The following is a 24586-nucleotide window of genomic DNA, read 5'->3' as shown; positions in this document are numbered from 1 at the left end:
GTGTTTCGTTTTGCCGATCATCGCGCTTTACGGGAGAACCTGGAAGTGGCAGTACTGCCATCATTCGAGGACTATCAGACACAAATCGTGGTGGACTCGCACAGGCGGCCCTACCGAGGCCCGTCATCGCGCTCTAGCGCTTTCTACTGCGGTGAAGGCGGATTCAACAGCTTACTCAACGGCTTCAGTGGGCCTATTGGGAGGAGCGAGAATAGAGGTGGCCTCGCTTGTTCGGACAGTCTTAGTGGGTAGCCCCACTGCCTCACGGCAACGGGGCCCCCGAAGAACGCAGCATGCAACTTTCACTGCACTGCGCTCGAGCACAGCCTTAAGCGTCGCGCTGACGCCGGTCTCGCCAATTGCACGAGCCCTTCGCAAGCAAGCATCACGTTGTTGACTCGTCTCATCGCTGAGACGAAGGGCGCTGAACCGTAGTGATACCGGTTTCTCACAAGCTTCCCCTCGATGAATCTCAAACGTGGACCTGCGACAACTGCACCACGCGGAAGTCTGCACCCTTTCAGGTCGGGGCAAATCTCGAACCCCTATGCGAGCTATTACCGCCCGCCATTCGCTTTTTCCGCGTTCTCCTATCCACTTGTCCAACAGATCCCCTCGCGGGTCACCTGCCTTAGCCAAACCACTGGCGTGGGCGGACAATTGGATTTACCACGTTCCCGCTTTTGCCGACCCGAATGCCTCCGGGCCTATCCGTTTAGCGCCCGTCTATTCCCCGGCAGCGTTGCGACGACGCACCCCCATCTCAGAAAGGAGTAACCTGCTGCGTACCATTTTGGTTCGGGCCTACCAGCCGCTTTGGCCCGCTTTAAATCACGAGGTTTATCGACGATTCACATCCGTTGCGCATGCGGAACTTGCCTAGCCCCCACGCCACACTGCGGCTCGCAGCGTCGTCATACCGTCGCCGGCTGTGACGTCTTACGAGGGGTACTTTGTCCCGGAAGCTTCGTACCCGACCGTTGCCAGTCACGCACGTCCCGGTAGGCAACTGCTGGTCGTGCAGCAGGTCACGACACGGGAAATCCGTGCGTGACAAGGCATAAACGAGCTTTGCCATCCACTTCTTTGCCGGTTTACGTCCGGCGGACGGCGACACGTGTCGCACCTGAGATTTTTAAGTGGAACGTCCGGGGCAGTCATGCTGCCAATTTGATCGCAGGCAGCGTCGCGAAGTATGCCTCATCCGGCGTGCGGTCTTCCAGACTCGAATGAGGTCGTCTCTGGTTGTACAGATTGATGTAATCGCCGATTGAGCGCCGGGCGTGGCCGACCGATTCATAGGCTTTCAGATACACCTCTTCATATTTCAGGCTTCGCCACACGCGCTCCACGAACACGTTGTCTCGCCAGGCACCTTTGCCGTCCATCGACAAGCGGATGCCCCGGCTGAGCACGGCCTCGGTGAACACTGTCGCGGTGAACTGGCTCCCCTGGTCGGTATTGACGATCTCAGGTTGCCCGTACTTCGCGAACGCTTCTTCCAACGCCTCGACAGCGTGCATCGCCTCCATCGTGATCGCTACGCGGTGGGCCAGTACCTTCCGGCTGGCCCAGTCCACCACGGCGGTCAGATACACAAAGCCGCGTGCCATCGGGATATAAGTCGTATCCAGTGCCCAGACCTGGTTTGCCCGATTGATCGTCATGCCCCGCAGCAGATACGGCCAGATCTTGTGCTGCGCATTACGTCGGCTCGTGTTCGGCTTGCAGTACAGCGCCTCAATACCCATGCGCTTCATCAGCGTGCGTACGCGCCTGCGGCCAATCTCGTGTCCCTCGCGACGCAGCAGGCGCGCCAGCATCCGCGCTCCCGCAAACGGAAACTCCATGTGCAGTTCATCGATCCGGCGCATCAGCAACTGGTCTGCCTCGCTCACCGGTTGCGCCCGGTAGTACACGCTCGATCTTGCGATACCAATGAGTCGCGCCTGCTGCGAGACCGGCAATGCGTGCGTACGATCGATCATCGCTTTGCGCTCAGCAATCCCGCCTTGTTGAGCGCGCCGCTTAAAAAATCGTTCTCCAGCGTGAGCTGGCCGATCTTCGCATGTAGCTCCTTCAAATCGACTTGCGGCTCGCTCGACGCCGTGCCGCCTGCGCCAAACACGTCGGCCGCACGTTCCTGCAACTGCCGCTTCCATTCGGTGATCTGGTTCGGGTGCACATCAAACTGCTGCGCCAATTCGGCTAGCGTGCGCTCACCCTTGACCGCCGCCATCGCCACTTTCGCTTTGAACGCGGCTGAGTGCGTCCGTCGGGTTCTCTTCGTCATCTTCCTGGTTCCTTTGTCGGCATTATCGCCGGCTCAGGCCCCGTGCGTTCCACTTATCCGACTGTCCGAATTTGCGCGGCCACCTCTAATGTCATCAAATGCGCTTTCCCCAAAGGAAGTGCCTCAAGCATTTCATGCGCTTGATTTACGTCCATAACGTTCAGGATGAACGCCACCCCAGCCCGGTCTTGCAGTGAATACCACTGGTCAATCTTGCCCTCGAGGTAAAGCTGCGCCGTCTCGCGAACTTCGGTCGGAAGAATGTGTTGGACAAGTTGCATGTCCGTGCCCGGCGGAAAGGTGCCAATCGCCAATATCTTCGTGGTTGGCGTGGTTGGCATCGGAGTGGTTTGCGACATGGAAACTCCAGCAGAAGCGACCAGCACAGAGGCTGTTGTCAAATTAAGAAGAAGGCGTTTTATCCAACGTCCAGCACCGACATGTCGGCGGAGATTCTGGCCAGTTGGGCAAGATCGGCCGTGTCAGCAAGCCCACGCGTGTGAGAGTGGTCGAGGGCAACCGCCTGAGCCTCCTGATATCAGTTACGTGCGCAGGGATCGCAAACCTTCGCGGACCTCTGCGGCGAATATTTTCGGCTGTTCCCACGCCGCAAAGTGCCCACCCTTTTCGGGCTTGTTGTAGTAGATAAGGTTCTGATACGCCCGCTCCGACCAGCTGCGCGGGGCCTGATAATTCTCGCCAGGAAAGGCACTCATGGCAGCCGGGACGGAAACGTCGGCGGCGGCGTAAAAGTTGAAGTGAGATTCCCAATAGAAGCGAGCCGCGGACACCCCGGTGTTCGTCACCCAGTAGAGCGTGATATCGTCGAGAACATCGTCTCGTGTCAGTTCGCCCGCAGAGTATCCGTTGATCGTTCGCCCGAGCACGGCCGACGTGAGTGCTGCCGCTGGCTGGCCATAACCGTCAGGGTGATCAAGCAGCCAGCTTGCCAGCGCAGTTGGCGAGTCCGACAGACCGTAGAGCGTTTGCGGACGCGTGCCCTGCTCCAATGCGTAGGCGCGTCGCTTGGATAAATTGCTCAATTGCTCGTAAGCGTGCCTTTCGTCGTCTGAGAGACTGGCCGGCGCCGGACTGCCAATTTGAAGCGCCTTTACAATCTCCGGGGGAATCGTTGCGGGGAAGTTGGTGTGAATGCCCAGCAATTCCGGTGGCGCCTGTTTGGCCATGACGTTGCAGACAACACCGCCCAGATCGCCGCCTTGTGCAGCAAATTTCTCATACCCAAGCCGCTTCATCAATACAACCCAGGCGCGCGCTGTGCGCTCCGGGCCCCAGCCGGTCGTGGTCGGCTTGCCTGAAAATCCGTAGCCCGGCAAGGACGGAATGACCAGATGGAAAGCGTCCGACGCGCTCGCACCATATGCCGTGGGATTGGTCAGCGGCTCGATGATCTTGAGCTGCTCGATAACCGAACCAGGCCACCCGTGCGTGACAATTAGCGGCATCGCGTTTTCGTGTTTCGAACGAACGTGGATGAAGTGCATATCCAGCCCGTCGATCTCGGTCACGAAATTTGGATACGAGTTCAGTTTTGCCTCGCACTTGCGCCAGTCGTAATCCGTGGACCAATGGCGCGCGAGTTCCTGAATCATCGCGAGCGGCACGCCTTGCGAGTCATCCGTGACCGTCTCGCGATCAGGCCATCGCGTTGCCTTGATACGTCGCCGCAAGTCGATCAACTGCGATTCGGGCACATGCACGCGAAGGGGACGAATGGCGGTCTTGTCGCCACCGGCCGGCGGCGAGACTTCCGTGATGGCCTGGTTCGTTTCTGCAAAGGCAAGCTGACTCAGCGAGCCCGCAGCAACGGCCGCCGCTGCGACGCCAATGAAACGGCGGCGTGAAGGGACTTGGGGAGAGTTGTTGTCTGACATAAGAACTCCAATCAGTGATGTTGGACGCTAACCGTGGCTTAGCCCCGAGTGAACTCAGCGGTGTGTTCCTTCACGAACTCGCTCATGCTCATTGGCTGCTGGCCTGTGAGCTTGAATACGTCGTCGGTCATGCGGTCGAACCGGCCTTGTCCGTGAAGTTCGGCCAACACAGCAAGGTGGCTGATCAGGTATTCGGGCACACCCAGCTCACGAAGCTTTTGCGACCATGCCTCGACCGGTACGTTGCGGTAACGGATCGTGCGGCCGAGCGCTTCGGAGAAAGCGCGCGCATAGTGATCCAGATCGGCCGACTCGGGACCGGTGAGGTTGTAGATCTGGCGGATGTGCGATGTAGGGTCATCGAAGATTGCGGCCACGACGCGAGCCACGTCGACAGCTGCGATGGGCGAGGTCCTGGATTTGCCCAGCGGCAGCACCAGCTCGTCGGTTTCGCGCACGCCGTTGACGGCAAGGCGCAGGAAGAAGCCTTCCATGAACGCAGTGGGCCGCACCGTCACGACCGGCAGGCCTGACCAGGCCAACGCCTGCTCCGCGAGCCAATGCAATTTGTGCTGCGGACTGTTGGTGGTTTCGGTGATGCTCATCCCCGTTACCGTCATCTGCGACATGTTCACGATGGCTTCGACACCGTGATGACGCGCCACCGCGGCGAAGTTCACCGTGGCTTCCAGATAGGCCGCCGACACGGACATGCTGAAGTAAATGCGCTTGCAACCTTCAATGGCGCGGTGGACCGACTGCAGGTCGGTCAGGTCGCCGACCACGACCTCGGCGCCGAGCTGGCGCAGGCTGTCGGCGCGTCCGTCTTCGCGACGCACCATAGCGCGCACTTTGTGGCCCCTGGCAAGCAGCATCTCAGTCAGATGGCGGCCTATGGAACCGATTTCGCCGGCTGCGCCGGTTACGAGAATCGGGCTTTCATGTGTAGATTTCATAGTCATATCGAGTACCTCGTTTGTTGCGTTCAGACAGGTTGAGATTAGGTAGCTTTCTGGGCTTCGTTTGCTTCACACCGGCTTATTTCACTTCAGTTATTTTTTGTGTATGTATATGCACACATCACTACAGACTGCGTCCAACTGTTGCTGCCTTTCAGGCCGCTCGCTTAACGTTCACTGGTGGTCATCCTGCAGAAAATCAACCATCGTCCTGGTGACAAACTCGGGCTGTTCTTCCTGAACGAAGTGGCCGCTGCCTTCCACCTTGACGGCGGTCAGGTTCGCCGTCTTCTGTGCAACAACCTTCTTCATCCATCCGTAGGCCGGGCCACCCATCGCCAGCACCGGCATCTCCAGCGTGCCGTAGCTCCTGTTGTCGCTCACGTCCTGCGTGAGGGTCTGATACCAGGCGTTGCTGGCGCGTATCGCGTCAGCGCTGTTGTAGGCACGCTCGTACACGGCGCGGTCTCGCGCATCCACCGCGTTCTCGTCCACCAGAAAGTACTTGAAGAGCCAGTCCTGCTCCACGCGAATGTGACCGACCAGCAGCTTCTCGGGCAGCCCGTTGACCTGGTTGAAAGCGAACCACCACAGGTACGGGCGTGACGAGCCCAGCTTGTCGCCAAAGCTGCCTTGTGCGGGCAGCAGTGGAAACGACAACAGGCTGTCGTCCGGGTGAGGCAGTTCCACCATCACCAGCTTGCCGGTGGCCTGCGGGTAGTTCTCCGCATACGCGAACGCCACCGCCGAGCCAATGTCGTGCCCCGCGACGTTGACCTTGTCATAGCCCAACGACTTGATCAGTTCGTGGATGTCGCCGGCCATGGTCTTCTTGTCGTAGCCGTCTGCGGGGCGGGACGATGCGCCCATGCCACGCAGATCCACGGCGATGACGGTGTAGTGCGCGGCCAGCGCCGGCATGATCTTGTGAAATGTCCACCAGGTCTCGGGCCAACCTGGCAACAATACTAGCGGCTCACCTTTGCCGCCCACGACATAGTGCAGACGCACACCGTTGACCTCGGCGAAGCCGTTCCTGAATCCAGGCAAAGACCTCACCAGCGCTGCGTCCGACACGCCGGCTACCCTCGCCGCTGCGAGTTTTTGCACGGTCACCGCATCCGGGTGCACTTTGGCGTCCTCTCGTGCATGGCTTGGGGCGGCCGCCACCAAAAGTCCGGCAAGCGCCGCGCTCACGGCTCCGATCCTGGTAATGACTTTCAAAGCAAATCTCCATACATGTGCAGGGTTAATCCCGCGGCCGCAGCGCGGCTGGTTCTCTATGCTCAGGCAGCCGTGACACCCTGATCGTCCGGGTCTTGTTGAACATTCGTCATGCGGTGCGCAGTGCGCTCGTGAATGTGCGCGGTCGGCGTACGGTCGACCAGGAGACTAAGCAGTTCGGGACGGTTGTAGTGGCCGGCCGCGTCCATCAACATCTTGCGCCGGTCGATCTGCGTGAAATCGAGGTCGGCGATGACCTCGCCCTCGCCTGAACGGAGAGGCTCGCCCACCAGCATGCCGTCGGGTGCGACGATGGTGGTGAAGCAACCGCCCGAGATCGGACCAATCGCGCAACCCGTGTCCTTCATGATCTGCGCCTGCTGATCGGCGTCCAGCCAGGCCGTGGCGTTCACGACGAACGCTCCAGACTCGAGAGCATGCTGACGGATATTGATTTCCATTCTTTGGGCAAACCCATCGCCGAACGCAGAACCCGGATACATGGCCGAATGGATCTGCTCGCCGTCGGCAATCATCGCGTAGCGTGCCAGCGGGTTGTTGTGTTCAAAGCATGCGAGCTGGCCAATGCGACCGACCTTGCTGTCGACAGCGCGTAGGCCCGACCCGTCGCCCTGCCCCCAGATCATGCGTTCGAAATGCGTAGGCGTGATCTTGCGGCGGCGCTGGATCAGGGTGCCGTCGGCGTCGAACAGCAACTGCGTGTTGTAGATGGTTCCGCCGTCGCGCTCGTTGACGCCGATTGACACCACCATGCCCGCCTTGCGGGCGGCCTCTCCAATCGCGTCAGTCGCGGGTGACGGTACCGTCACGGACTGTTCGAGCAATCTCAGATGCTCGGTTCCGGACAGAAGCTGAATGCCTGTCTGGACTGCAGCAAAGTACGGGTAGTAAGGCACCACGGTCTCCGGGAACGTAGCGAACTGCACGCCCTTCTCACCGAGTTCGAGGATCTTCTGCACAACCTTTGCGACGGTTGCCTCACGGCTGTAGAGCACAGGGCTGATCTGAACTGCGGCGGCTTTGACGACTTTCATTGCGAACTCCTTGACTGATAGGGATGGGCACGAAGCCCTCTGGTGGTATTGCATATGCAACATTCAATGTAAAAACTTAGCTCATGCGGCGCGGCAACTCGCCTGCTATGCCCATGAGCGCATTGGCGCCAACCTCTCCCAGCAGGGCCTTGGCTTTTGTTTGCGCGACCGACCACGCGAACGCAGCGCGGTGCAGCAATTCTTTGCCTTGCTCCGTCAGCGAAAGGGGCCGACTGCGACCATCGTCGCCAGGAACGCCCTCGAAAACCCATCCCTGCGAGATGAGTGGTTGCAGATTCCTACTCAACGTCGACCGGTCGTGATGGTTTCTGCGCCCCAAATCTGAGCGGCTAAGTGGTCCAAGCTCCATGATGAGCACGAGCAGGGTGAACTGTGGGGAGGCGATACCGAATGGCCGCAGTTCCTCGTCGTAGATCGCAGTCAACACTCTTGAAATCTGTCTCGTACGCGTAAGCAGACAGTTGCGCGCGATCTCGCTGCTCACCTCATCACCCGCCTTGCGTTGAACGTCTAAAGTCATGATCACCCTCATGTTGCATATGCAAGTCCCGCGCTAGCAATTCGCTAAGGAGAACATTGCAGTGCAGGTCCAGCATTCGATGGACGTATTTGAGCGGACAGACGTATCTGGTATGTGTCGGGAACGACGGCTTTTGTAAGCGCGCATGTCAGCGCAGGCAGCAGATACGTTGAGATACAAAGTCGAGCCGTGCGACGCGCGCAGTACAGCCAGCGAAACTACCCGCCGTCAGGAGAGCCTGGAGATAGCGTCGACCGCACCTGCCAGCGTCTCCTGCGCCTTCTCGCGACGCCGCCGCGCAAGGCGCTCCTCTCCCGTTTTCCGGTCGTGCTCACCGGCAATAAGGGCATGGATATCGGAAAGCCTGCGAATTCCGCCTGCACCGCCCCATTGGCCATCGGGAATTTCAGTCGGGAACACCCACACCCGTGGCGCTATCTCCTCGAACGTTACGCCTTCAGCTCGAGCAATGGCTGCGGTTATCTCCCTGACGAGCGTCTCGCGCGCCGCATCGGTGTATTGCCCTTCGGGTACCGAAGGAATGACCCGGTATCGGGGCGACGCAGACGGCACACCACCCACAAATATTGCAGCGGGCCGGTGGAGAAAGAGGAACGATACGCGTCGTGCGACTTCGTTATCGGGTTCGTACCCTTCGGCCCGGATCAGGATGTCGGTCATCTCCTTGAGCAGGCGTGCCTCGGCTTCTGGCGTCAGTGCGTTTTCAGGAATCAGTGCGTCGATCATTGGCATGGCGATAGTCCTATAGCTGTCGTTTGACAGTGGCAATCATCAGCCTTGCTAAACGCTTCGACCAGTGGCAGTATCGCCATTTTTCATGGAAATTCAGACATCATGCCTACTGTTCGTTTCTGGGTCTTCGACGGGATTCTGGCGTCGGGTGTCGCTGGTCCCATTGATGTTTTGCATGCCGCCAATTCGCTGGCGAGCAAGAGAACGGCCGGCTCCCGTGCGACATCTCCGAAATTTGTCTGGCGTGTGGAATCCCTGGATGGGCAACCGGTGCGCGCCGCGTCAGGCCAAAGCATCGCAGTGGATGGTTGTATCGACGCCCGCAAGCGTTCCGATGCGATTCTGGTAACCGCGCCATTCGTCGCAGACATGGACGCTTTTCTCGCTCGCCACGATCAGGTGCGCGACCTGTCGTCCGCATTGCGGCTTCAGCACAAGGCGGGGACGCTGCTTGCGTCCTATTGCACGGGCAGCTATCTGCTAGCTGAAGCGGGATTGCTGGACCATCGGATTGCTACAACGCATTGGTCCAGAGCGGCCGATTTCTCGCGACGCTATCCTAAGGTTGAGCTTCGCTCACGCGAAGTGTTGACTGAGCAATCAGGCATCCTATGCGGTGGCGCGGTGACGTCCTATCTGAATCTTGCTGTGCGATTGGTCGAACGACTGACCGACTCAAAGCTGGCGATGCTCGTCGCCAAGACCTTGTTGATCGACGTCAATCGTGCCTCGCAGGCCTCGTATGCCACGTTGCTCGACGAGCAGGGGCACACGGACCAGCTTGTCGTACGCGCACAGCGACAGATGGAGGCCACGCTGCAACAGCGATTTCGAATGTCCGACCTTGCGGCCCATCTGGCGGTCAGCGAACGCACGCTCCACAGGCGTTTTAAGCAGGCGGTGGGCGATACACCGGTAGGTTATCTTCAGACCTTGCGTGTGGAAGTCGCCAAGCGGTTGCTGGAGTCCGGCGACGTCGACCTCGACGCCATCAGCGAACGAGTCGGTTACGGCGATCCCAGCACGTTCCGCCAATTGTTCAAGCATAAAACTGAACTGTCACCGCGCGAGTATCAACGGCGATTTGCACGTTCTCTAGATTAGTTTCGACAGCAAATTGGCTGTCAGTCGAGCTGAGCCAATCGCAACGGGCGTTCGGACAGCCGAAGGCCACAGAACGGCGGGATTTTCGCAGGATGACGGGTAGCCACGCAGACGACTGTGCTACTTCCTGCGACGTTGACCCATGAGCTTTACGATGTCGGTCGTCGGTCCACTGGTCATAAGGCTTGGGAGGTCGTCGAGGTGAACCCAGCGGCATCTGGATATTTCGTTGCTCGGGCGAGCTTTGGCGCGGTTTGAGATTTCGCAGGCGAACACGTGATGATGTTTCTGCTTTCCACGGACGTCGAAGAGGTACCTGGCTGATTTCCCGGAAAGCCGCGTTTCTTCCTTGAGTTCTCGAAGCGCAGCGTCCGAGAGATGTTCTCCACGCTTCAGGATCCCGCCCGGCAAAGTCCACTTCGACCGAGTACGTGTGACCAGGAGGATTCGCTTACCTCTGCGACAGATCACGGTGGCGCGTTTTTTCAAACCGAACTCCCACTTAGGTTCCAGGCATTTTCGAGGCGCGCTCGATGCGTCAGCGTGTCGAACGGTGACTGACGTAGGTAAGCATCCTAATACAGAACAGCAGGCGCCCGGCGACGCCGCGAACTGAGGGCGCTACACGCGCCACACCTTGCGAATCGTTTCATCAAACCGTCACAAAGAGCGCGTGGGGCGAAGACCAGTATGGTAAGTTCTAGCCACAACATATTTTTGTCCGACCTGAGGCTGAAATGAATCTGGATGGTGACTGGCCTTTACCGCGGCCAAACACTCGCATCAAATTCGATCGGCGGGCGGCCGGTTCGACACTCTCGAAGACAAGCTCCATCGCCAGTACCTTTTCATCATTGGCGACTCCGGTAGTAGCGGAGGCAGTGCAAAGGGCGAAAGAACTATCCACAAAGAGCGATGCTGAGGGGTTTCATCAACTTCGAATCGCCTTCCGAAAGCTTCGCGCTCTGTACTGGGCGTACTCCCCCTTTCTCGGGGAGGAAACTGCTGCAAATGCCACAGAAGAATTCAAGCGTCTTGCTGCGGTGGCAGGCGGAACGCGTGATTGGGACATCGCAGGCGATCTCCTGAAAACAGCCCAGGAGTCAGGCGCCTCGATCGAACTGCTCGTGGCCGCTGCGCGCGAGAAGCGTGCACAGGCAGTGGTGGATAGCCAGACGATGATCAAAAGCGACGATGTTGAGGCGTTCTTGAGCGATGTCCTGCTTCGCGCGCAAATCACGCTGCAGTCGCGTTGCAGCGATCTTCCCATCCGGGCGTTCGCCAAAAAGCGCGTTCGTCTGGCGCAGCGCATGCTTCAAAAGCGAAGCAGGCGTGCAGCAGGTCGCGAGACCGCACACGAGGAAGACCTCCACGACGTCCGAAAGGCGGGCAAGAAGCTGAGGTACCTGCTCGAGTTTTTTCAGCCCGTCCTCAAGGGTGGACACGATCGCACCATCAAGGAGTTGACGTCCGTGCAGAACAAGCTGGGGCAGTTCAACGACATTGCTGCCAGCGAGACTCTGATTCGCAGCGCGTCATTCAACGAGGTTCCAGCGGAGGTCGTGCAGGAATCACTGCAGTGGCTGGAAAAACAGAAGTGCCGACGAATGCGCGCGGCATCACGGCGGGTCCGAACTATGTCTAGCTGAGACTGGCGCGATCAAGAACACTGAACATAGCAGTGTATCGGCATAAGTTGACTGCCAAACAGGCGACTCGCCGAGATCAATACACCTTGAACCTTTCAGTGTGTGCCATCAATGCCAGTCCGACAACGGCAATGCCCGCGAAGAGCGCTGGCAGCAGGAAGACATTGGGAATGCCCAGGAATGCGACCCCGAAGCCGCCCGCGATGCCTCCTAACGCCGAGGCGAGCGCCGTCGAGCTCATGAAGATGGCCGACGCCGTCGCTACCGCATTGGGAAGAAGGCGTTGAGCGACGATGATGCCCAGAACCATAAATATGCCCCACACACCGCCCATGAGGATCTGTCCGGCGAACATGCCCGCTACGGACGACCAGAGCGCAAAGCAAAGATTGGCAAACACCCCCATGGCGGCCGCGATACACATCAACCACACGTTGCCAAGCTTGCGGCCGAGGCCAATGCTGAAGGGCATGATGAGTAGCTCGATGAAGGGCTGTATTCCGATGACCGCTCCCCGTACCGCCGGACTGAGCTTGAGCTGTTCTTCCATGTAGATCAGCAGGAATCCGTACTTAACCGGCTCCCCTGCGTAGACCAGGACGAAAAGTCCTGTGAAGGTCAGCAGTGGAAGCATGGCGCGTAGGCTGGAGTGACGCGCGGGCTCACTCGCCGACTCCAACTCCGGCTTGGGCTTGACGGTTGGGTTCAGCGTTCCGAGAGGTGCGATCTGCAGAAGCATGCAGATGGCGGTCATCCAAAGCATGGGGCGCAGGCCATAGGCAGCGGCCAGCCACGCTCCTAAGACAGGCCCGACGATCCATCCGCCGGTAAGCGCCATACGGATGATGGCAACAACATTTTCATTGGCGTCGCCGGGCTTGTCGGTGAGTTCATCGTGGACAGCCGCAAATATTTGCGAAGCGGTGGCACCGGAAACGGCCAGCAAAGCGACGGCGATGATGAAGGGCATCCAGACCGAAGTAGAGAGGGCCAACCCCGCCCAGCCCAGAAAGCCCGCCACAGCAGACATGCGAAACAGACCGAGTCGATTCCCGGTGTGGTCGGAGTAACGGCCGACGAAATACCCCGCGACCGGAGCTGCAAGGCTGGTCAAGTAATAGAATCCCGCCAACGGCAGCGAGGCGCCGAGTTCCTTCACCAGGAACAGTACGATCTGTGGTGCAGCCGCCGACGTGCCGAGACCCGACAGAAACATCGCAATCGTTGCGCCGAGAAAAAACCTCGAAGCTGCAACTTGACGCAATGCGGATTGATTACCCCTTTGGTCATACATCGTGAGACGACCCCGCTGGTTTTATTCATGAACTTGTTCTGCAGCGACGGTCCGTCCGGCGCGCACGCTGGAGATTATCGCGACCGCGTCCCGATTGCTATGGTCACGTCGAACTGATCACTTCAGCATTGCCGACACAACTGACTGAGACGTTACACTGCTTTATATTTGGATCAGTTTGTCAGGCGTGATGGGTAGATCACGTACACGTACTCCGATGGCGTCGAATACAGCATTCGCCACAGCCGCCGCGACGCCTGTCGCGCCGAGTTCACCAATCCCTTTAGCACCGAGCGGACCGGAGTTCGCATCAAACTCGTCGACAAACGCCACGTCTATGTCAGGTGGAATATCCGCGTTTACCGGAATGGGGACGCCCGCGAGATCTTTTGCGAGCCAGCGCCCGAGTGTCGGCTCGTAGTGGCTGGCCTCCATGGCGGCCATACCCCATCCCCAGACGATGCCACCAATCATTTGTGACCGGGACGTCATGGAGTTGATGATTCGCCCCGCGCTATAGACGCCTGTCGCCCGACGAAGTCGCAGTAGTCCCAGTTCAGGATCAACGGCGACTTCCACGAAGATGACCCCGAAAGATCGCGTGGGAAAGCCAGGAGAGCCCATATCTACCGGCGCGTTACCGGGTAAATCAAATGCTCCGTCCGATGCGAGCTCAGCTACACCAGCTTCGCCCAGTACGTCCTGAATGGTGCGCGACGTACCACCGTAAGCGATACGTCCGCCCTCTAGCGAAACCTGATCCGCCGGCCAGCCGGCGAGCCTCGCCAGTTTGGACCGGACATCCTGTGCGGCTTTTTGCACTGCGGCACCCGTGCTTATCGTGGTGCTTGAGCCGTAGGTGGGCCCGGCATACGGCAGGTTCGTGTCGCCCGATAGCGCCGTCACCTGCGACGGGTCCAACCCGAGCACGGCGGCGACGATCTGTGGAAACACGGTGGCCGGCCCGGTGCCAATGTCGCAGAAGCTTGACTCAAGTTGAGCCGTCCCGTTCGCACGTAGCCTCACCTTTGCGGTTGAGTGAAACCGTGCCTGCCCCTGGCCGCAGTCCGCCATCCCGCATCCGATCCGCCAGTGACCGTCGAGTGTTCCTCCTTTCGGACGTTCGCGCCACCCGAAGCGTCTTGCACCTTCATCGTATGCCTCCCGAAGCTTTTTTGACGACCACGGTTTGCCGCTCTCTGGGTCAATCTCCGTGTAGTTAGTCAAGCGCAGGTCGAGAGGATCGACGTTTAGCGATCTTGCGAGTTCGTCCATGGCCGAGCCAAGTGCCCAGGACCCCGGACCATCCCAAGGTGAACGCATAAAGGTCGGCAGTACTACGTGACCACGGCGGATCTGGTGAGTAGCAGAAATGTTATCGCAGGCGTAGAAGGACTTTGCCGGTACCGCGCCAAATTCCACATAGTCGTCGGTCATGCCTGTCACATTCACGGCCTGATGGCTAACACCGAGAAGCCTACCCTGCGCATCCGAGCCAAGCTGTACTTCATGGCTCATCTGAGGTTGGTAGCCGACCATGCTGTATTGCTGCTGGCGGGTCAGAACCATCTTGACAGGCCGACCCGCGACACGGGCAGCCATGCTGACCAGGATTTCATGAGGCCATACAAAAGCCTTGGTACCGAACCCTCCGCCCGTGTGCGGGGCAACCACGCGAACGTTAGAATTGTCGATTCCGAACGCTGCCGCCAAGGTGTTCTGCACGGCCGGAAGATGCTGCACGGCGTCGTACACGGTCAGCCTCTGCCCCTCCCAAACTGCGAGAATGGCGCAAGGCTCCATCGGGTTGCCATGACGAGACGGTTGCGTATATTCGCCGCCCGCGCGGAAAGCCGCACCCGCAATCGCACCGGCTGCGTCACCCTTGTGGAATTCGAGTGCATTCGCTTTCGAATAATTACCCTTCCCTGGAGCAACGTCTGCGGCAGGCGCGGTGTCAGGTACGACGAACGGGCGCCTTTCATAGCGCACGCGTACGACAGCAGCGCCCGCTTCGGCTGCCTGCAGACTCTCGGCCAACACCATGGCGACCGGCTGTCCCTCGTAGACGATGTCGTCCGATTGCATGGGAATGAATCGCGTCGCAAGCGGCGGCACACTGATTTCGTCCAGCTTTCGATGCGCTCGCGGCATGTCGGACGCCTTCAACACTCTCACCACTCCGACTCGTGCCAAGGCGGCGGTCGTCTCTATCGAGACGACACGTCCTGCCGGAATCGTCGCATTGACGAACACCGCATAGAGTTGAGACCGGAGGTTCCGATCGCCCGAATAGAGCACGGCACCTGTTACCTTGATGGGGCCGTCATGCCGGGGAATGGATTGACCCAGATTGCTCATCATGTCCTCGCTGCCGTATCGATGGTGCGCAATACCGCGTTGCGTGCGATAACAACCTTATAGCCGTTGCGCGAAAGTGGGCGCGCGTCGACCAGACCTGCGTCGACGGCTGCATTGATACCTGCGGAGCCTAGCCGCTGATCGACCAGTCTGCGCTCGGTTTCGTCCAACCTCCATGGCCGCATCGCCACCGAACCCAGCGCGATCCGTGCGTTAGTGATGACGTCCCCGTCAAGTTCGAGCGCCACGGCTGTCGACACAGTCGCGTACTCGTAGCTTTCGCGCTCGCGAATCTTCAGGTAGGCGGACTTTGGCCACGCTCTCGGCAGTTCGACCGCGGTAATCAACTCCCCGGCCGCGAGTCGGTGATGCGCCGCCGGGTTTTCCCCCGGCAGCACGTGGAAGTCACGGGCTGGAATCCGCCGGCCTCCTCGGGGACGGTCGGTTACGAACACCGCATCGAGGGCCGCAAGCGCGACCGCCGGGTCAGATGGCTGCACAGCCACACAGTCCTCGGTCCAGCCGAAAATAGCGTGCTTCTCGTTGAACCCGTGCAGCGCAGCACAGCCCGACCCCGCAACGCGTTTATTGCACGGGGTCGGCTCATCCGCACGGAAATATGGACATCGCACACGTTGTAGCGGATTTCCACCTATCGTCGCCAGATTCCGGATTTGCGCCGATGCGGCCTTCAATATCGCTTGCGAGAGGACAGGATAGTCACTCACGACATGTGGGTGCTGCGCAATATCGTTCAGCTTGCTCAACGCACCGATGGTCAGCCCGCCAGACGGTGTTTGACGGATCTCCGACATGCCCCCAATCCGACCGATATCAATGATCCTGGTTGGCCTCTCGATCCCAATGCGCATCCAGTTCAATAGCTCGGTACCACCGGCTAGGAACGCTGACCCGCTGGAACCAGCAAGTGTGAGTGCGTCGCCTGTCGACGACACCCGTGCGTATTCAAACGGCTCCATGGTCGCCTCCGTGCATTTGGACCGAAGCCGTCTCGACTGCTTCGGCGATTTGAGGATAGGCCGAACAGCGGCAGAGATTTCCGCTCATCCATTCCCGGATCTCTACGTTCGATCCCGTGTGCCCCTCTTCAATGCAGCCGAGCGCAGACATGATCTGCCCCGACGTGCAGAACCCACACTGAAAGGCGTCGCATTTTATAAAGGCACGCTGCACCGGATGCAACGAATCGCCAGTCGCGAGTCCCTCGACTGTCGTCACGCGACGGCCCTCCAGGGTGGCCGCGAGAACGAAACACGAGTTGACTCGCCTTCCGTCCAGCATAACCGTACAGGCACCGCACTCTCCGCGGTTGCACCCTTTCTTGGCACCCGTGAGGTGCAACTGCTCCCGCAGTAGATCAAGCAAAGTCACGTCGGAGCGTACTTCGACACGATGCGCAACTCCATTGATGGTGACGGATACGCGAACCAGATTGTTTGCACGCAGGACGCGAGACTTGCTCTCCGCCGACGCAGGGATAGGTGCGGCCTGGACACCATTTAGCGCAACTGACGTCGCGGCGGCAAGAGTTGACCGGAATAGACCGCGGCGGGTCATCGTAACGCCGGCCACTCCCTGATGCTCATCTCCATCCGCCGAGTCTGCTTTTGCTTCTCGAGCATTGTTCATATGGACTCCAAAATAGCTACATCACATCACGAACACAGGCCCCGCTTCGCTTTCATGGAAGACCACCGGTCAAGAACCCGCCGAGCTTCCGAAGTACAGGTCTGCTTTATTCTGCGCGTACGACATCGAAGTTTCGATGGCAACCAAGTCATTTTTCAAATGACGTTTTGTCATCAACAGGGCTGGACCGACGGTACGATCGGAGGTCTCCGCCTCACACGGTTTGACACATACGCTGGACAAGACCACGCAATACGGTTTCCAGTGGAACACTGCCCTTGACCGTACTTGTCGGGAATTCGAATTCAATCCACCCTTCGTTGAAGCCCTCTAACATCTGAATACGCGGCAACGGATTTTGCATCCCTTGCGATGCAAATTCACTTTCCCACGTATCTCGAGCTACAGGCACCCTCCTTATTTCCTTACCCAATAATCGAGAAAACACTTCAGCGATCTCGTTCGGGGTCGTCCGACGCGGTCCCTCGAGTTCTATGATCTGGTGATCGGTCCAGTCCTGGCGGAGCAGGCTCGCCGCCACTCGACCTACGTCGGCAGTTGCTACCATAGGAACGGGTTTGTCTAACGGATAAAGGAAGCTTGAAATTACACCGGATGCGAGCGCGGGTTCCAGGTCCAAGGCGGCGTTTTCCATGAACCATCCCGCGCGGAGGCAGGCGACGGGCATAGGCAGCAAGCCGAATGCTCGCTCCATCATTCCTGATTGCTGCAGCAGGTTGGGCTGCGTTACGTGGGCGCCGATTGTGGACAGGCAAACTACACGCTTGGGCATTGATACGGTCAGGGCGTCGCTCAACGCGGCGATTGCGGCCTTCGATTCAGGAAACCCGGGCGCCGGATCGAAATTCGGGGGTAGCAAAATGAAAACCGCTTCCGCCCCGTCAAAGGCACGTGCCAAGGCGACCGCGTCGTTCATTTCGGCTATTGCCACCTCGCATCCCTGGTTTTCCCAGTGCTCTCCTTTGACAGGATCCCGAACGACTCCACGCACGTCCAGGCCTGCCGCAAGCAGAACACGTGCAACAACCCCTCCTACTTGCCCGGTAATTCCGGTAACTGCAAACATCTGCATCCCCTTGATTCGCATCGTTCGACAGGGCAATTTTGTGCGCCAACACGCCTTTTCGCGATAACATCAGTGTCATTTGATATATGCCGCGGAGGCATTAATGACCGGCTTCGACGAGCGAATCCTGAATGGAATGGGTGTTCTATCCGCGATAGTCGACACCGGCAGTTTCGCTGGTGCGGGTGACATGCTCGATATGTCCCAGTCGGGTGTCAGCCGCTGCATAGCGAGGCTTGAGGCGCGCCTCGGGGTCCGTCTTCTGGACCGCACGACGCGCTCGGTCACGCTGACGGATGAAGGCCGGCGTCTTTACGAGCAGGTGATGCCACTACTCGCGGCACTTGAAGAGGCCGCGACGTCTGCCACCGAAGGAGCGACAGCCGTACGCGGTCGCCTAAGGGTGAATGTAGATCCATTTTTTTCCCGCCTGCTCCTAGCTCCGAAGCTTGGGTCATTTCTCGATCAGTATCCAGAGCTCCGACTGGAATTGGTCACAAGAGACCAGCTTGGGGATATGATCGCCGACGGATTTGATCTTGCGGTCAGATTTGGTGACCCTCGATCTTCCAGTCTTGTGGCACGTAAGCTCCTCGATACGCGCATCCTGACCGTGGCAGCACCGGCCTATCTCAAGCGCAAGGGGCGCCCGGAACAACCCCTCGACCTTGAAAGCGACACTCACCAATGCATAAGGTTTCGAGATCCAGAAACAGGGCGACCGTTCGACTGGGAATTTCACCGCGGACGCAAGAAAATTACCATTGAGGTGGCTGGCCGACTCACTGTCAACGATGTCGGCACCATGCATAGCGTCTGCTTGGCGGGGCACGCAATTGCTCAGGTAATGGAACTTGGTGTAGAGCAACTACTTGTGGACGGCCGACTCGTGGAGTTGTTCCCCGACTGGCCCGACGACCGCTTCCCGCTTTATGCATTCTATCCGTCCCGGCATCATGTTCCGGCGAAAGTGCGCATGTTTCTCGACTTCATTACGTCGCTCAGTGCGATCCCGGAAAAGACGCTCGAGAAGCGAACCAGGACTAGCAGTCCTTAACTGTCAAATCGCTCTCCGTCTTTGCGCTTAAAAGGTTTTTCCGCCTGGATGAGCGGTTCACCCGCGCGACGCAGGCCCACGTTATTGGCCGCCTGCGTCGCCACAGACGTCATAACCCCACCCCGTCTCCCAACGACGCGGATATCTCCCGAACATTTTGTCAGCAGCGCAACCGCAGGATTTAGCGGCGACGCGTTTCGGTAGCGCGCTCCACTTCATCCCATCAGCTGCCTGGCGATTCTTTTCATGACTATGTGTCATCAATCAGATGACTGCGATGCTATTTAAGTTTCATCTCCTTTTGTCCAGAATTCATTCCGAACCATACGTTGTTCTCTTAACCCATCCCGAAGGAGATTTGCCATGAACTTTCGCCAACTCATCCTGGCCGTCGCCACTGCCCTTGCTTTTCCGATCGCCAGCCATGCCCAAGAAGCCACTTCCACAGTAACCCGCGCCCAGGTGCGCGCCGAACTCGTGCAGCTCGAAAAGGTCGGCTACATGCCTGGCCGCGCCAACGATCCCCACTACCCAGACGACATTCAGGCTGCCGAGGCCAAGATCAGCGCAGAGAGCAATACCGACGCCAACGTAGAAAGCAGCTTCGGCGGCGTACAGGAGAGCCCCTCGGAATCGGGCAGCCGCGCTGCCACTAAAGGGCTCAATTCGCTCTTTGCGCATCACTGAACCACATGCCGTCCGGCGCGAAAATATCTGCACTCTGCCTCGCCGGACGGCCGCTTCCAGGCCGGACTGGCGACCTTTGATGACAGTTTGTCATATCACTTCTGACGTGCCGGGCATTCATTTACCAGGTCGTTCAACCTAAGCTTCATCGGAAGGCAGCGACGCGTTATATCTGCCACCCCGACAGGTTTAATACCGTTTAAAGGACTCAGTCAAATGTACGCAATTACAGGAATTACAGGAAAAGTCGGCGGTACCGTCGCCCGCTCGCTTTTGAAGGCAGGACTGCCTGTTCGTGCCATTGTGCGAGACATCGCGAAGGGTGAGCCGTGGGCAGAGCTCGGTTGCGAGATCGCTATTGCGGAAATCGGCGACGCCGAGGCGCTTGCGAAGGCTTTTGAGGGTACAGATGGAGTGTTCCTGATGACACCTCCGAACTATGATCCCCAACCAGGCTTCCCGGCAACGCAGGCCAATGCTGTCGCAATCAAGAAAGCGCTGGAGACCGCGCGGCCAAAACGGGTCGTGTTTCTTTCGACGGTTGGTGCGCATGTCGCCGAGCCGAACCTGCTCAATAACTCGAAGATGACCGAGGAGATGCTTCGCACGCTGGACCTCCCGGTGTGCATGCTCCGTGCAGCGTGGTTCATGGAGAACGCGGCGTGGGATGTAGACGCGGCGCGCACCGGCGCAATTCCTTGCTTTCTGCAACCGCAAGACCATTCAATACCCATGGTGGCCGCTGATGACATAGGACGCAACGCAGCCGAACTCCTTCGTGACGAATGGACCGGAGTACGAATTGTCGAACTGGAGGGGCCTGCGCGCTACTCCGCAAACGATATCGCGTCCGGGTTCAGCGCCGCCCTGGGTCTTCCTGTGCGCATGGTCCCGGTGCCGCGCGATACATGGGAAACACTGTTTCGGTCCCAAGGCATGCAATATCCGATGCCCCGCATTCGGATGATCGACGGCTTTAACGAGGGGTGGATTGAGTTCGAGGGTGGTACTGGCATTGAGCACCGCAAAGGCAATATTCCTCTCGAGGATGTCCTGAAGGGCCTTGTCGCGTAGCTGCTAACAGGGGAAAAATTGTGAACGCGATTCAAAACCAAATCAGTCGGCAAGCCGAAGAAGCTTAGCCAGACACCGCCGGGCCGTACTGGACAGTCGGATGCCTGCCTGTCCGTCTCAAGAGAGATACGCCTCCGCGCTCTCGCCCGGCACATTCGATGACCTTTCGCGCAGCCGCTCGATCAGCCATCTCCCAGCCGGACCAGGCGGCGCAGCAGAAGGATAAACAGCCAACATGGGAAGAATGAGCCTCCGGGCGGCACATCTTCGATCTGAAGTTCGACCAGCCGGCCGGCGGATAGATCGTCTTCGATGGTGTGCACTGGCATTCCGCCCCATCCGAGTCCATGCAGCAGAAAGGCGTGTTTGGCGAACAGATCCGCGACCCGCCAGATTGAACTGGACATGACGCCGAACTCACGTCCGGCAGACAACTCAGTCCGGTCGGTAAGTACGATTTGCATGTGGCGCGCCAGTTCATCCTTAGAGATGGGCCCCCGGATCGCGGCCAACGGATGCGTCCTTGCGGCGACCATCGTCAACCCAACTCCCGCAAGCCGTTCGGAGACCAGACCCGGTGGTACAAAAGGCAAGGAACCCACAATACCCAGCGCGGAACGTCCGTCGATGACGGGTTGATAAGCGCCTCCGAGTGCCTCCGCGTAAAGCCGCAATGGTATTGCTGGAAAACGTTCGCGGAACGCCTTCGCCGCCTCGACGACTACCTGAAACGGGAAAAAGACATCCAGGACCACGGACAATTCGGGTTCCAGGCCAGACGCCATGCCTTTGGCGCGCGCCTTCATCCAGTCCACGCCAGAAAGGATATTGCGCGCATCCGCCAATAGAACCCGCACTTCTGCTGTGAGCGCTGGATATCGGCCCCTTCGGTCGAACAACGTTACCCCGATCTGCCCTTCCAGATTGGCTACCAAATCGCTTACCATCGATTGCGCCCGGCGTAGCTTCCGCGCTGCTCTGGAAAAACTGCCTTCGTCGACGGCCGCAACGAAGGTCCGTAACTGATCCAGCGATACACCGTCCAACATTACGCCCTCCTGATCTATCGATCGTGCCGATGGAAAACATCGAGAAATAATGGCTATTCGAATGTGACGCGACTGTGCAAGATGGGTGGCACGTCTTCATCGTTGATCTTCAGTCATGCGACTGACGCATCGACGTGAGACATCTCACCAATCGGAGACTTCCGCAATGAAGCTGTTGCACATCGATTCCAGCATTCTCGGAATCCGTTCGGTTAGCCGGGCGCTCTCCGCGCAAATCGTCGAACGCGAAAAGACGATTCATCCCGACCTCACCGTGGTGTATCGGGACCTTGCAAGCGACGCCGCGCTGCATTTGTCAGCTGCGCACATAGCAGCGTGGTCGGGTAAAGCACTTGAAGGCGCGGCGCTCTGCTGCGATCTCGAACTTGGTGAGGAGTATCTAACTGAACTGTTCGAGGCCGACATCGTCGTGATCGGCGCGCCCATGTATAACTTCACGATTCCGTCGCAACTGAAGGTCTGGATCGACCGGGTCGTTGTGGCCGGAGAGACCTTCAAATACAGCGAGCGCGGCGAATCCCAGACACTTCTTCCTACCGGCAAAAAAGTCATCATTGCTTCGACGCGTGGCAACGTCTACCAGACCGACACGCCGATAGCAGCACTCGAGCACCACGAGAGCTATCTAAGAAGCGTGTTTTCTTTCCTGGGATTGCATGACGTCACCGTTATACGCGCGGAGGGACTCGCGTTCGGCACAGACGTCAAGAATGCAGCCATCAGGAAGGCGCAAGCCAAGATCGCCGCGCTTGTAGCTTGACGGCCAACGTCTCAATCCACAAAGGGGCCTCTATTCCCCGTCGACCACCCCGCGGCGGGAAGCGCGCGGACGCCACGCTGACCACGCCGACCAGCGGCTGTACTCATTGCTGGAAGCCCTCCAGCACGGTTTTTCCAATCGCCCTGCCCGTTTCGACCCGTTCGTGTGCCAGACGAAGATTCGCCGCCGTCAAAGGGCCGCCTACGTGCGTGAGTGTCGTTCGCAGCGCACCGGCGTCGACCATTGCCGATACTTCTTTCAGCAGGCGGTGCTGTGCATCCATGTCGGCTGTCTGGAACAGCGACCGGGTGAACATCATCTCCCAGGACACGGTGATGCTCTTCGGCTTGAACGGTGCGATGCTGTCGTCGAAGTTATCGATCAGCGTGATATGCCCCTGAGGATTCATCGCGCGGGCGAGGCTGGGTGCACTGCCGGACGTCGTAGTGATCGCCGCGATATAGTCCACGCCACTGAAGCCGATCGCATGGAGTGCTTCGTCAATCGGCTTGCTGTGGTCGGCAACGTGTTTTGCGCCGAGCTTGCGTACCCACTCCACACTTTCGGGCCGGGATGCCGTTGCGATGACCGTGAGGCTCGTCAAACGGTTCGCCAACTGGATCAGCATGGAGCCGACGCCCCCTGCTCCGTTCAGAACAAGCAGCGTACCGGGGGGTTTGCGCACACCGTCCGGTACCTTCATGCGGTCGAAGAGCATTTCCCACGCGGTGATCGAGGTGAGCGGCAAAGCCGCCGCCTCGGCGAACGACAATGAGGTGGGCTTGGGTCCGACGATCCGCTCGTCGACGAGGTGAAACTCCGAGTTCGTCCCGGGCCGGTCCATCGCGCCCGCATAGAAGACTTCGTCACCCGGCTTGAAGAGCGTGACCGCGCTTCCCACCGCTTCGACAACGCCGGCTGCGTCATAGCCCAACACTCGCGGATGCGGGCTCTCCGAAGGATCTTCCCAGCGACGGCGCTTCACATCGACGGGATTCACCGACACGGCCCTCACGGCGACCCGCAGATCGCGTGGACCGGGTTCCGGCATCGGGAGTTCAAGCTCGGTCAAGACCTCGACGCCACCCTTTGCTGCATAACCAATCGCCTTCATCACATTCTCCGATTCCGTCTACGCCGAAGTTTCGAGGCTCGGCCATTCGCGGTGAAAATCCACAACGATGTGCTCAAACGCTCGTACTGTCCCACAGCGGGGCGAGTCCGGGCGGATCGACAATTCGGCTGTTTGCCGTCGCCAACGCATGTATTGCCGCCATCTCCGCGCCATGCAGCTCAAAGTCGAATACCGCCAGGTTCTGCTCCAGTCTATCGATCCGGGTAGTCCTCGAAAGCGCAATAACGCTGCGCTGTTGAACCAGCCACCGCAAGACGATCTGCGCGATGGTTCTGTCATGGCAGGCCGCGATCTCCTTGAGCGTCGGGTCCGAGAAGACATGACCAACCGCCATGCCGCAGTACCCTGTCACGGCAAGCCCCGCTTGCAGCGTGCTTTCGACGAGCAAGGACTGGTTCAGATACGGGTGATATTCAAATTGATTCGTCACAAGAGGTGCCGCGGAGAGCCGGATAGATTCCGTCATCAGTGCGCGGTTGAAATTGCTGACGCCGATGTACCGGACCTTGCCCGCGCGTACGACTGCGTTGAGTCCCGCGATCTGTTCGGCCAGCGGCACGTCCGATCCGGGCCAGTGCAGCAGGAGCAGATCGATATGGTCTGTCCTGAGCTTGCGGAGACTCTCGTCGACAGAGGCTTCGAAAAATCGCTCTGAGTAGTTGCTGACCCAGACCTTGGTCGTCAGAAAGATTTCGCTTCTTGGAATGCCGGATGCGGCGACGCAGTCGCCAATCTCGCCCTCGTTGCGATAGATTTGCGCGGTGTCGATATGACGGAAGCCGGCCCGAAGGGCTGCGGGAATGATTCGGTAGACGTCGTCGGCACTCATTCCATAAGTGCCAAAGCCGATAGCTGGAATGTCCGCGTTACCACCATGGACGTTTTGCATGAGGCATCCTCGATAGAGTGTTCGCATCCTGCCGAAACCGCTTTTGGGA

Annotated in this window: 23 protein-coding genes; 6 read left to right on the top strand and 17 right to left on the bottom strand. The window is 58.9% G+C overall.

Features of this window, described 5'->3' with window-relative positions; translation table 11 throughout:
• Positions 1–1157 precede the first annotated feature (1157 nt).
• From P3T40_RS20740 to P3T40_RS20705, 8 genes are all read right to left on the bottom strand, one after another.
• A protein-coding gene (locus P3T40_RS20740) for an IS3 family transposase (RefSeq protein ID WP_429269603.1) occupies positions 1158–2293 on the bottom strand; the annotation gives its coding sequence in 2 pieces (ribosomal slippage) (positions 1158–2029 and positions 2029–2293; 1137 coding nt in all).
• Between the two features lie 53 nt (positions 2294–2346).
• Positions 2347–2652, bottom strand: a complete 306-nt coding sequence (locus P3T40_RS20735) for a hypothetical protein (protein ID WP_429269602.1) — start codon at positions 2650–2652, stop codon at positions 2347–2349.
• A 183-nt stretch (positions 2653–2835) separates the two neighbouring features.
• Positions 2836–4188, bottom strand: a complete 1353-nt coding sequence (locus P3T40_RS20730; RefSeq protein ID WP_429269601.1) for an epoxide hydrolase family protein — start codon at positions 4186–4188, stop codon at positions 2836–2838.
• Between the two features lie 38 nt (positions 4189–4226).
• Positions 4227–5144: an NAD(P)H-binding protein gene (locus P3T40_RS20725; protein ID WP_429269600.1), complete on the bottom strand. Its 918-nt coding sequence runs from the start codon at positions 5142–5144 to the stop codon at positions 4227–4229.
• Between the two features lie 177 nt (positions 5145–5321).
• Complete coding sequence (locus tag P3T40_RS20720; RefSeq protein WP_429269599.1) at positions 5322–6371, bottom strand: alpha/beta fold hydrolase; 1050 nt, start codon at positions 6369–6371, stop codon at positions 5322–5324.
• A gap of 62 nt (positions 6372–6433) precedes the next feature.
• Positions 6434–7426 (bottom strand): carbon-nitrogen hydrolase family protein, encoded by a 993-nt coding sequence (locus tag P3T40_RS20715; RefSeq protein ID WP_429269598.1) that lies wholly within the window; start codon positions 7424–7426, stop codon positions 6434–6436.
• Between the two features lie 76 nt (positions 7427–7502).
• Entirely contained in the window at positions 7503–7979 is a 477-nt protein-coding gene (locus tag P3T40_RS20710; RefSeq protein WP_429269597.1) for a MarR family winged helix-turn-helix transcriptional regulator, read from the bottom strand.
• A 216-nt stretch (positions 7980–8195) separates the two neighbouring features.
• Positions 8196–8720, bottom strand: a complete 525-nt coding sequence (locus P3T40_RS20705; RefSeq protein ID WP_429269596.1) for a tautomerase family protein — start codon at positions 8718–8720, stop codon at positions 8196–8198.
• Between the two features lie 102 nt (positions 8721–8822).
• Here P3T40_RS20705 and P3T40_RS20700 point away from each other — a divergent pair, with 102 nt between their 5' ends.
• Positions 8823–9824 carry a GlxA family transcriptional regulator gene (locus P3T40_RS20700; protein WP_429269595.1) on the top strand — a complete coding sequence of 334 codons (1002 nt, stop codon included), beginning with the start codon at positions 8823–8825 and terminating at the stop codon, positions 9822–9824.
• 120 nt (positions 9825–9944) lie between these two features.
• On the opposite strand, the gene P3T40_RS20695 is transcribed toward P3T40_RS20700, so the two are convergent.
• The gene (locus P3T40_RS20695; RefSeq protein ID WP_429269594.1) at positions 9945–10313 is read right to left on the bottom strand and encodes an NUDIX hydrolase; all 369 of its coding nucleotides are present in this window, start codon (positions 10311–10313) and stop codon (positions 9945–9947) included.
• Between the two features lie 248 nt (positions 10314–10561).
• Between P3T40_RS20695 and P3T40_RS20690 the strand changes: the two genes are divergently transcribed.
• On the top strand, positions 10562–11473 hold the full coding sequence (locus P3T40_RS20690) for a CHAD domain-containing protein (protein ID WP_429269593.1): 912 nt from the start codon (positions 10562–10564) through the stop codon (positions 11471–11473).
• 76 nt (positions 11474–11549) lie between these two features.
• Here the strand turns inward: P3T40_RS20690 and P3T40_RS20685 are convergent, their stop codons facing one another.
• The 5 genes from P3T40_RS20685 to P3T40_RS20665 all read right to left on the bottom strand — a co-directional run bounded on the left by P3T40_RS20685 (position 11550) and on the right by P3T40_RS20665 (position 17865).
• Complete coding sequence (locus P3T40_RS20685; RefSeq protein ID WP_429269592.1) at positions 11550–12767, bottom strand: MFS transporter; 1218 nt, start codon at positions 12765–12767, stop codon at positions 11550–11552.
• Positions 12768–12929: 162 nt separating this feature from the next.
• The gene (locus tag P3T40_RS20680) at positions 12930–15131 is read right to left on the bottom strand and encodes a xanthine dehydrogenase family protein molybdopterin-binding subunit (RefSeq protein ID WP_429269591.1); all 2202 of its coding nucleotides are present in this window, start codon (positions 15129–15131) and stop codon (positions 12930–12932) included.
• Positions 15128–16108: an FAD binding domain-containing protein gene (locus tag P3T40_RS20675; protein ID WP_429269590.1), complete on the bottom strand. Its 981-nt coding sequence runs from the start codon at positions 16106–16108 to the stop codon at positions 15128–15130. Before P3T40_RS20675 ends, P3T40_RS20680 begins: the two co-directional genes overlap by 4 nt.
• Positions 16095–16778, bottom strand: coding sequence for a (2Fe-2S)-binding protein (locus P3T40_RS20670; RefSeq protein ID WP_429269589.1), 684 nt, complete (start codon positions 16776–16778; stop codon positions 16095–16097). The genes P3T40_RS20675 and P3T40_RS20670 overlap by 14 nt, the downstream gene beginning before the upstream one ends.
• A gap of 214 nt (positions 16779–16992) precedes the next feature.
• Entirely contained in the window at positions 16993–17865 is an 873-nt protein-coding gene (locus tag P3T40_RS20665; RefSeq protein WP_429269588.1) for an NmrA family NAD(P)-binding protein, read from the bottom strand.
• A gap of 103 nt (positions 17866–17968) precedes the next feature.
• Here P3T40_RS20665 and P3T40_RS20660 point away from each other — a divergent pair, with 103 nt between their 5' ends.
• From P3T40_RS20660 to P3T40_RS20650, 3 genes are all read left to right on the top strand, one after another.
• Positions 17969–18922 carry a LysR family transcriptional regulator gene (locus P3T40_RS20660; RefSeq protein WP_429269587.1) on the top strand — a complete coding sequence of 318 codons (954 nt, stop codon included), beginning with the start codon at positions 17969–17971 and terminating at the stop codon, positions 18920–18922.
• Positions 18923–19285: 363 nt separating this feature from the next.
• The gene (locus P3T40_RS20655) at positions 19286–19609 is read left to right on the top strand and encodes a DUF4148 domain-containing protein (protein WP_429269586.1); all 324 of its coding nucleotides are present in this window, start codon (positions 19286–19288) and stop codon (positions 19607–19609) included.
• 216 nt (positions 19610–19825) lie between these two features.
• Positions 19826–20683, top strand: a complete 858-nt coding sequence (locus P3T40_RS20650) for an NmrA family NAD(P)-binding protein (protein ID WP_429269585.1) — start codon at positions 19826–19828, stop codon at positions 20681–20683.
• A 182-nt stretch (positions 20684–20865) separates the two neighbouring features.
• Here the strand turns inward: P3T40_RS20650 and P3T40_RS20645 are convergent, their stop codons facing one another.
• Positions 20866–21732 carry a LysR family transcriptional regulator gene (locus tag P3T40_RS20645; protein WP_429269584.1) on the bottom strand — a complete coding sequence of 289 codons (867 nt, stop codon included), beginning with the start codon at positions 21730–21732 and terminating at the stop codon, positions 20866–20868.
• Between the two features lie 166 nt (positions 21733–21898).
• Between P3T40_RS20645 and P3T40_RS20640 the strand changes: the two genes are divergently transcribed.
• On the top strand, positions 21899–22513 hold the full coding sequence (locus tag P3T40_RS20640; RefSeq protein WP_429269583.1) for an FMN-dependent NADH-azoreductase: 615 nt from the start codon (positions 21899–21901) through the stop codon (positions 22511–22513).
• A gap of 103 nt (positions 22514–22616) precedes the next feature.
• Here P3T40_RS20640 and P3T40_RS20635 read toward each other — a convergent pair whose 3' ends face one another.
• Together P3T40_RS20635 and P3T40_RS20630 are read right to left on the bottom strand one after the other, a co-directional pair.
• Positions 22617–23627, bottom strand: coding sequence for a zinc-binding alcohol dehydrogenase family protein (locus tag P3T40_RS20635; protein ID WP_429269582.1), 1011 nt, complete (start codon positions 23625–23627; stop codon positions 22617–22619).
• A gap of 73 nt (positions 23628–23700) precedes the next feature.
• The gene (locus P3T40_RS20630) at positions 23701–24537 is read right to left on the bottom strand and encodes an aldo/keto reductase (protein ID WP_429269581.1); all 837 of its coding nucleotides are present in this window, start codon (positions 24535–24537) and stop codon (positions 23701–23703) included.
• Positions 24538–24586: the final 49 nt, after the last annotated feature.

Origin of the sequence: Paraburkholderia sp. EB58 (genome assembly GCF_050436665.1) — a bacterium.
In the GTDB taxonomy this organism is placed as follows: domain Bacteria; phylum Pseudomonadota; class Gammaproteobacteria; order Burkholderiales; family Burkholderiaceae; genus Paraburkholderia.
This window is presented reverse-complemented; position numbering and strand designations above follow the sequence as displayed.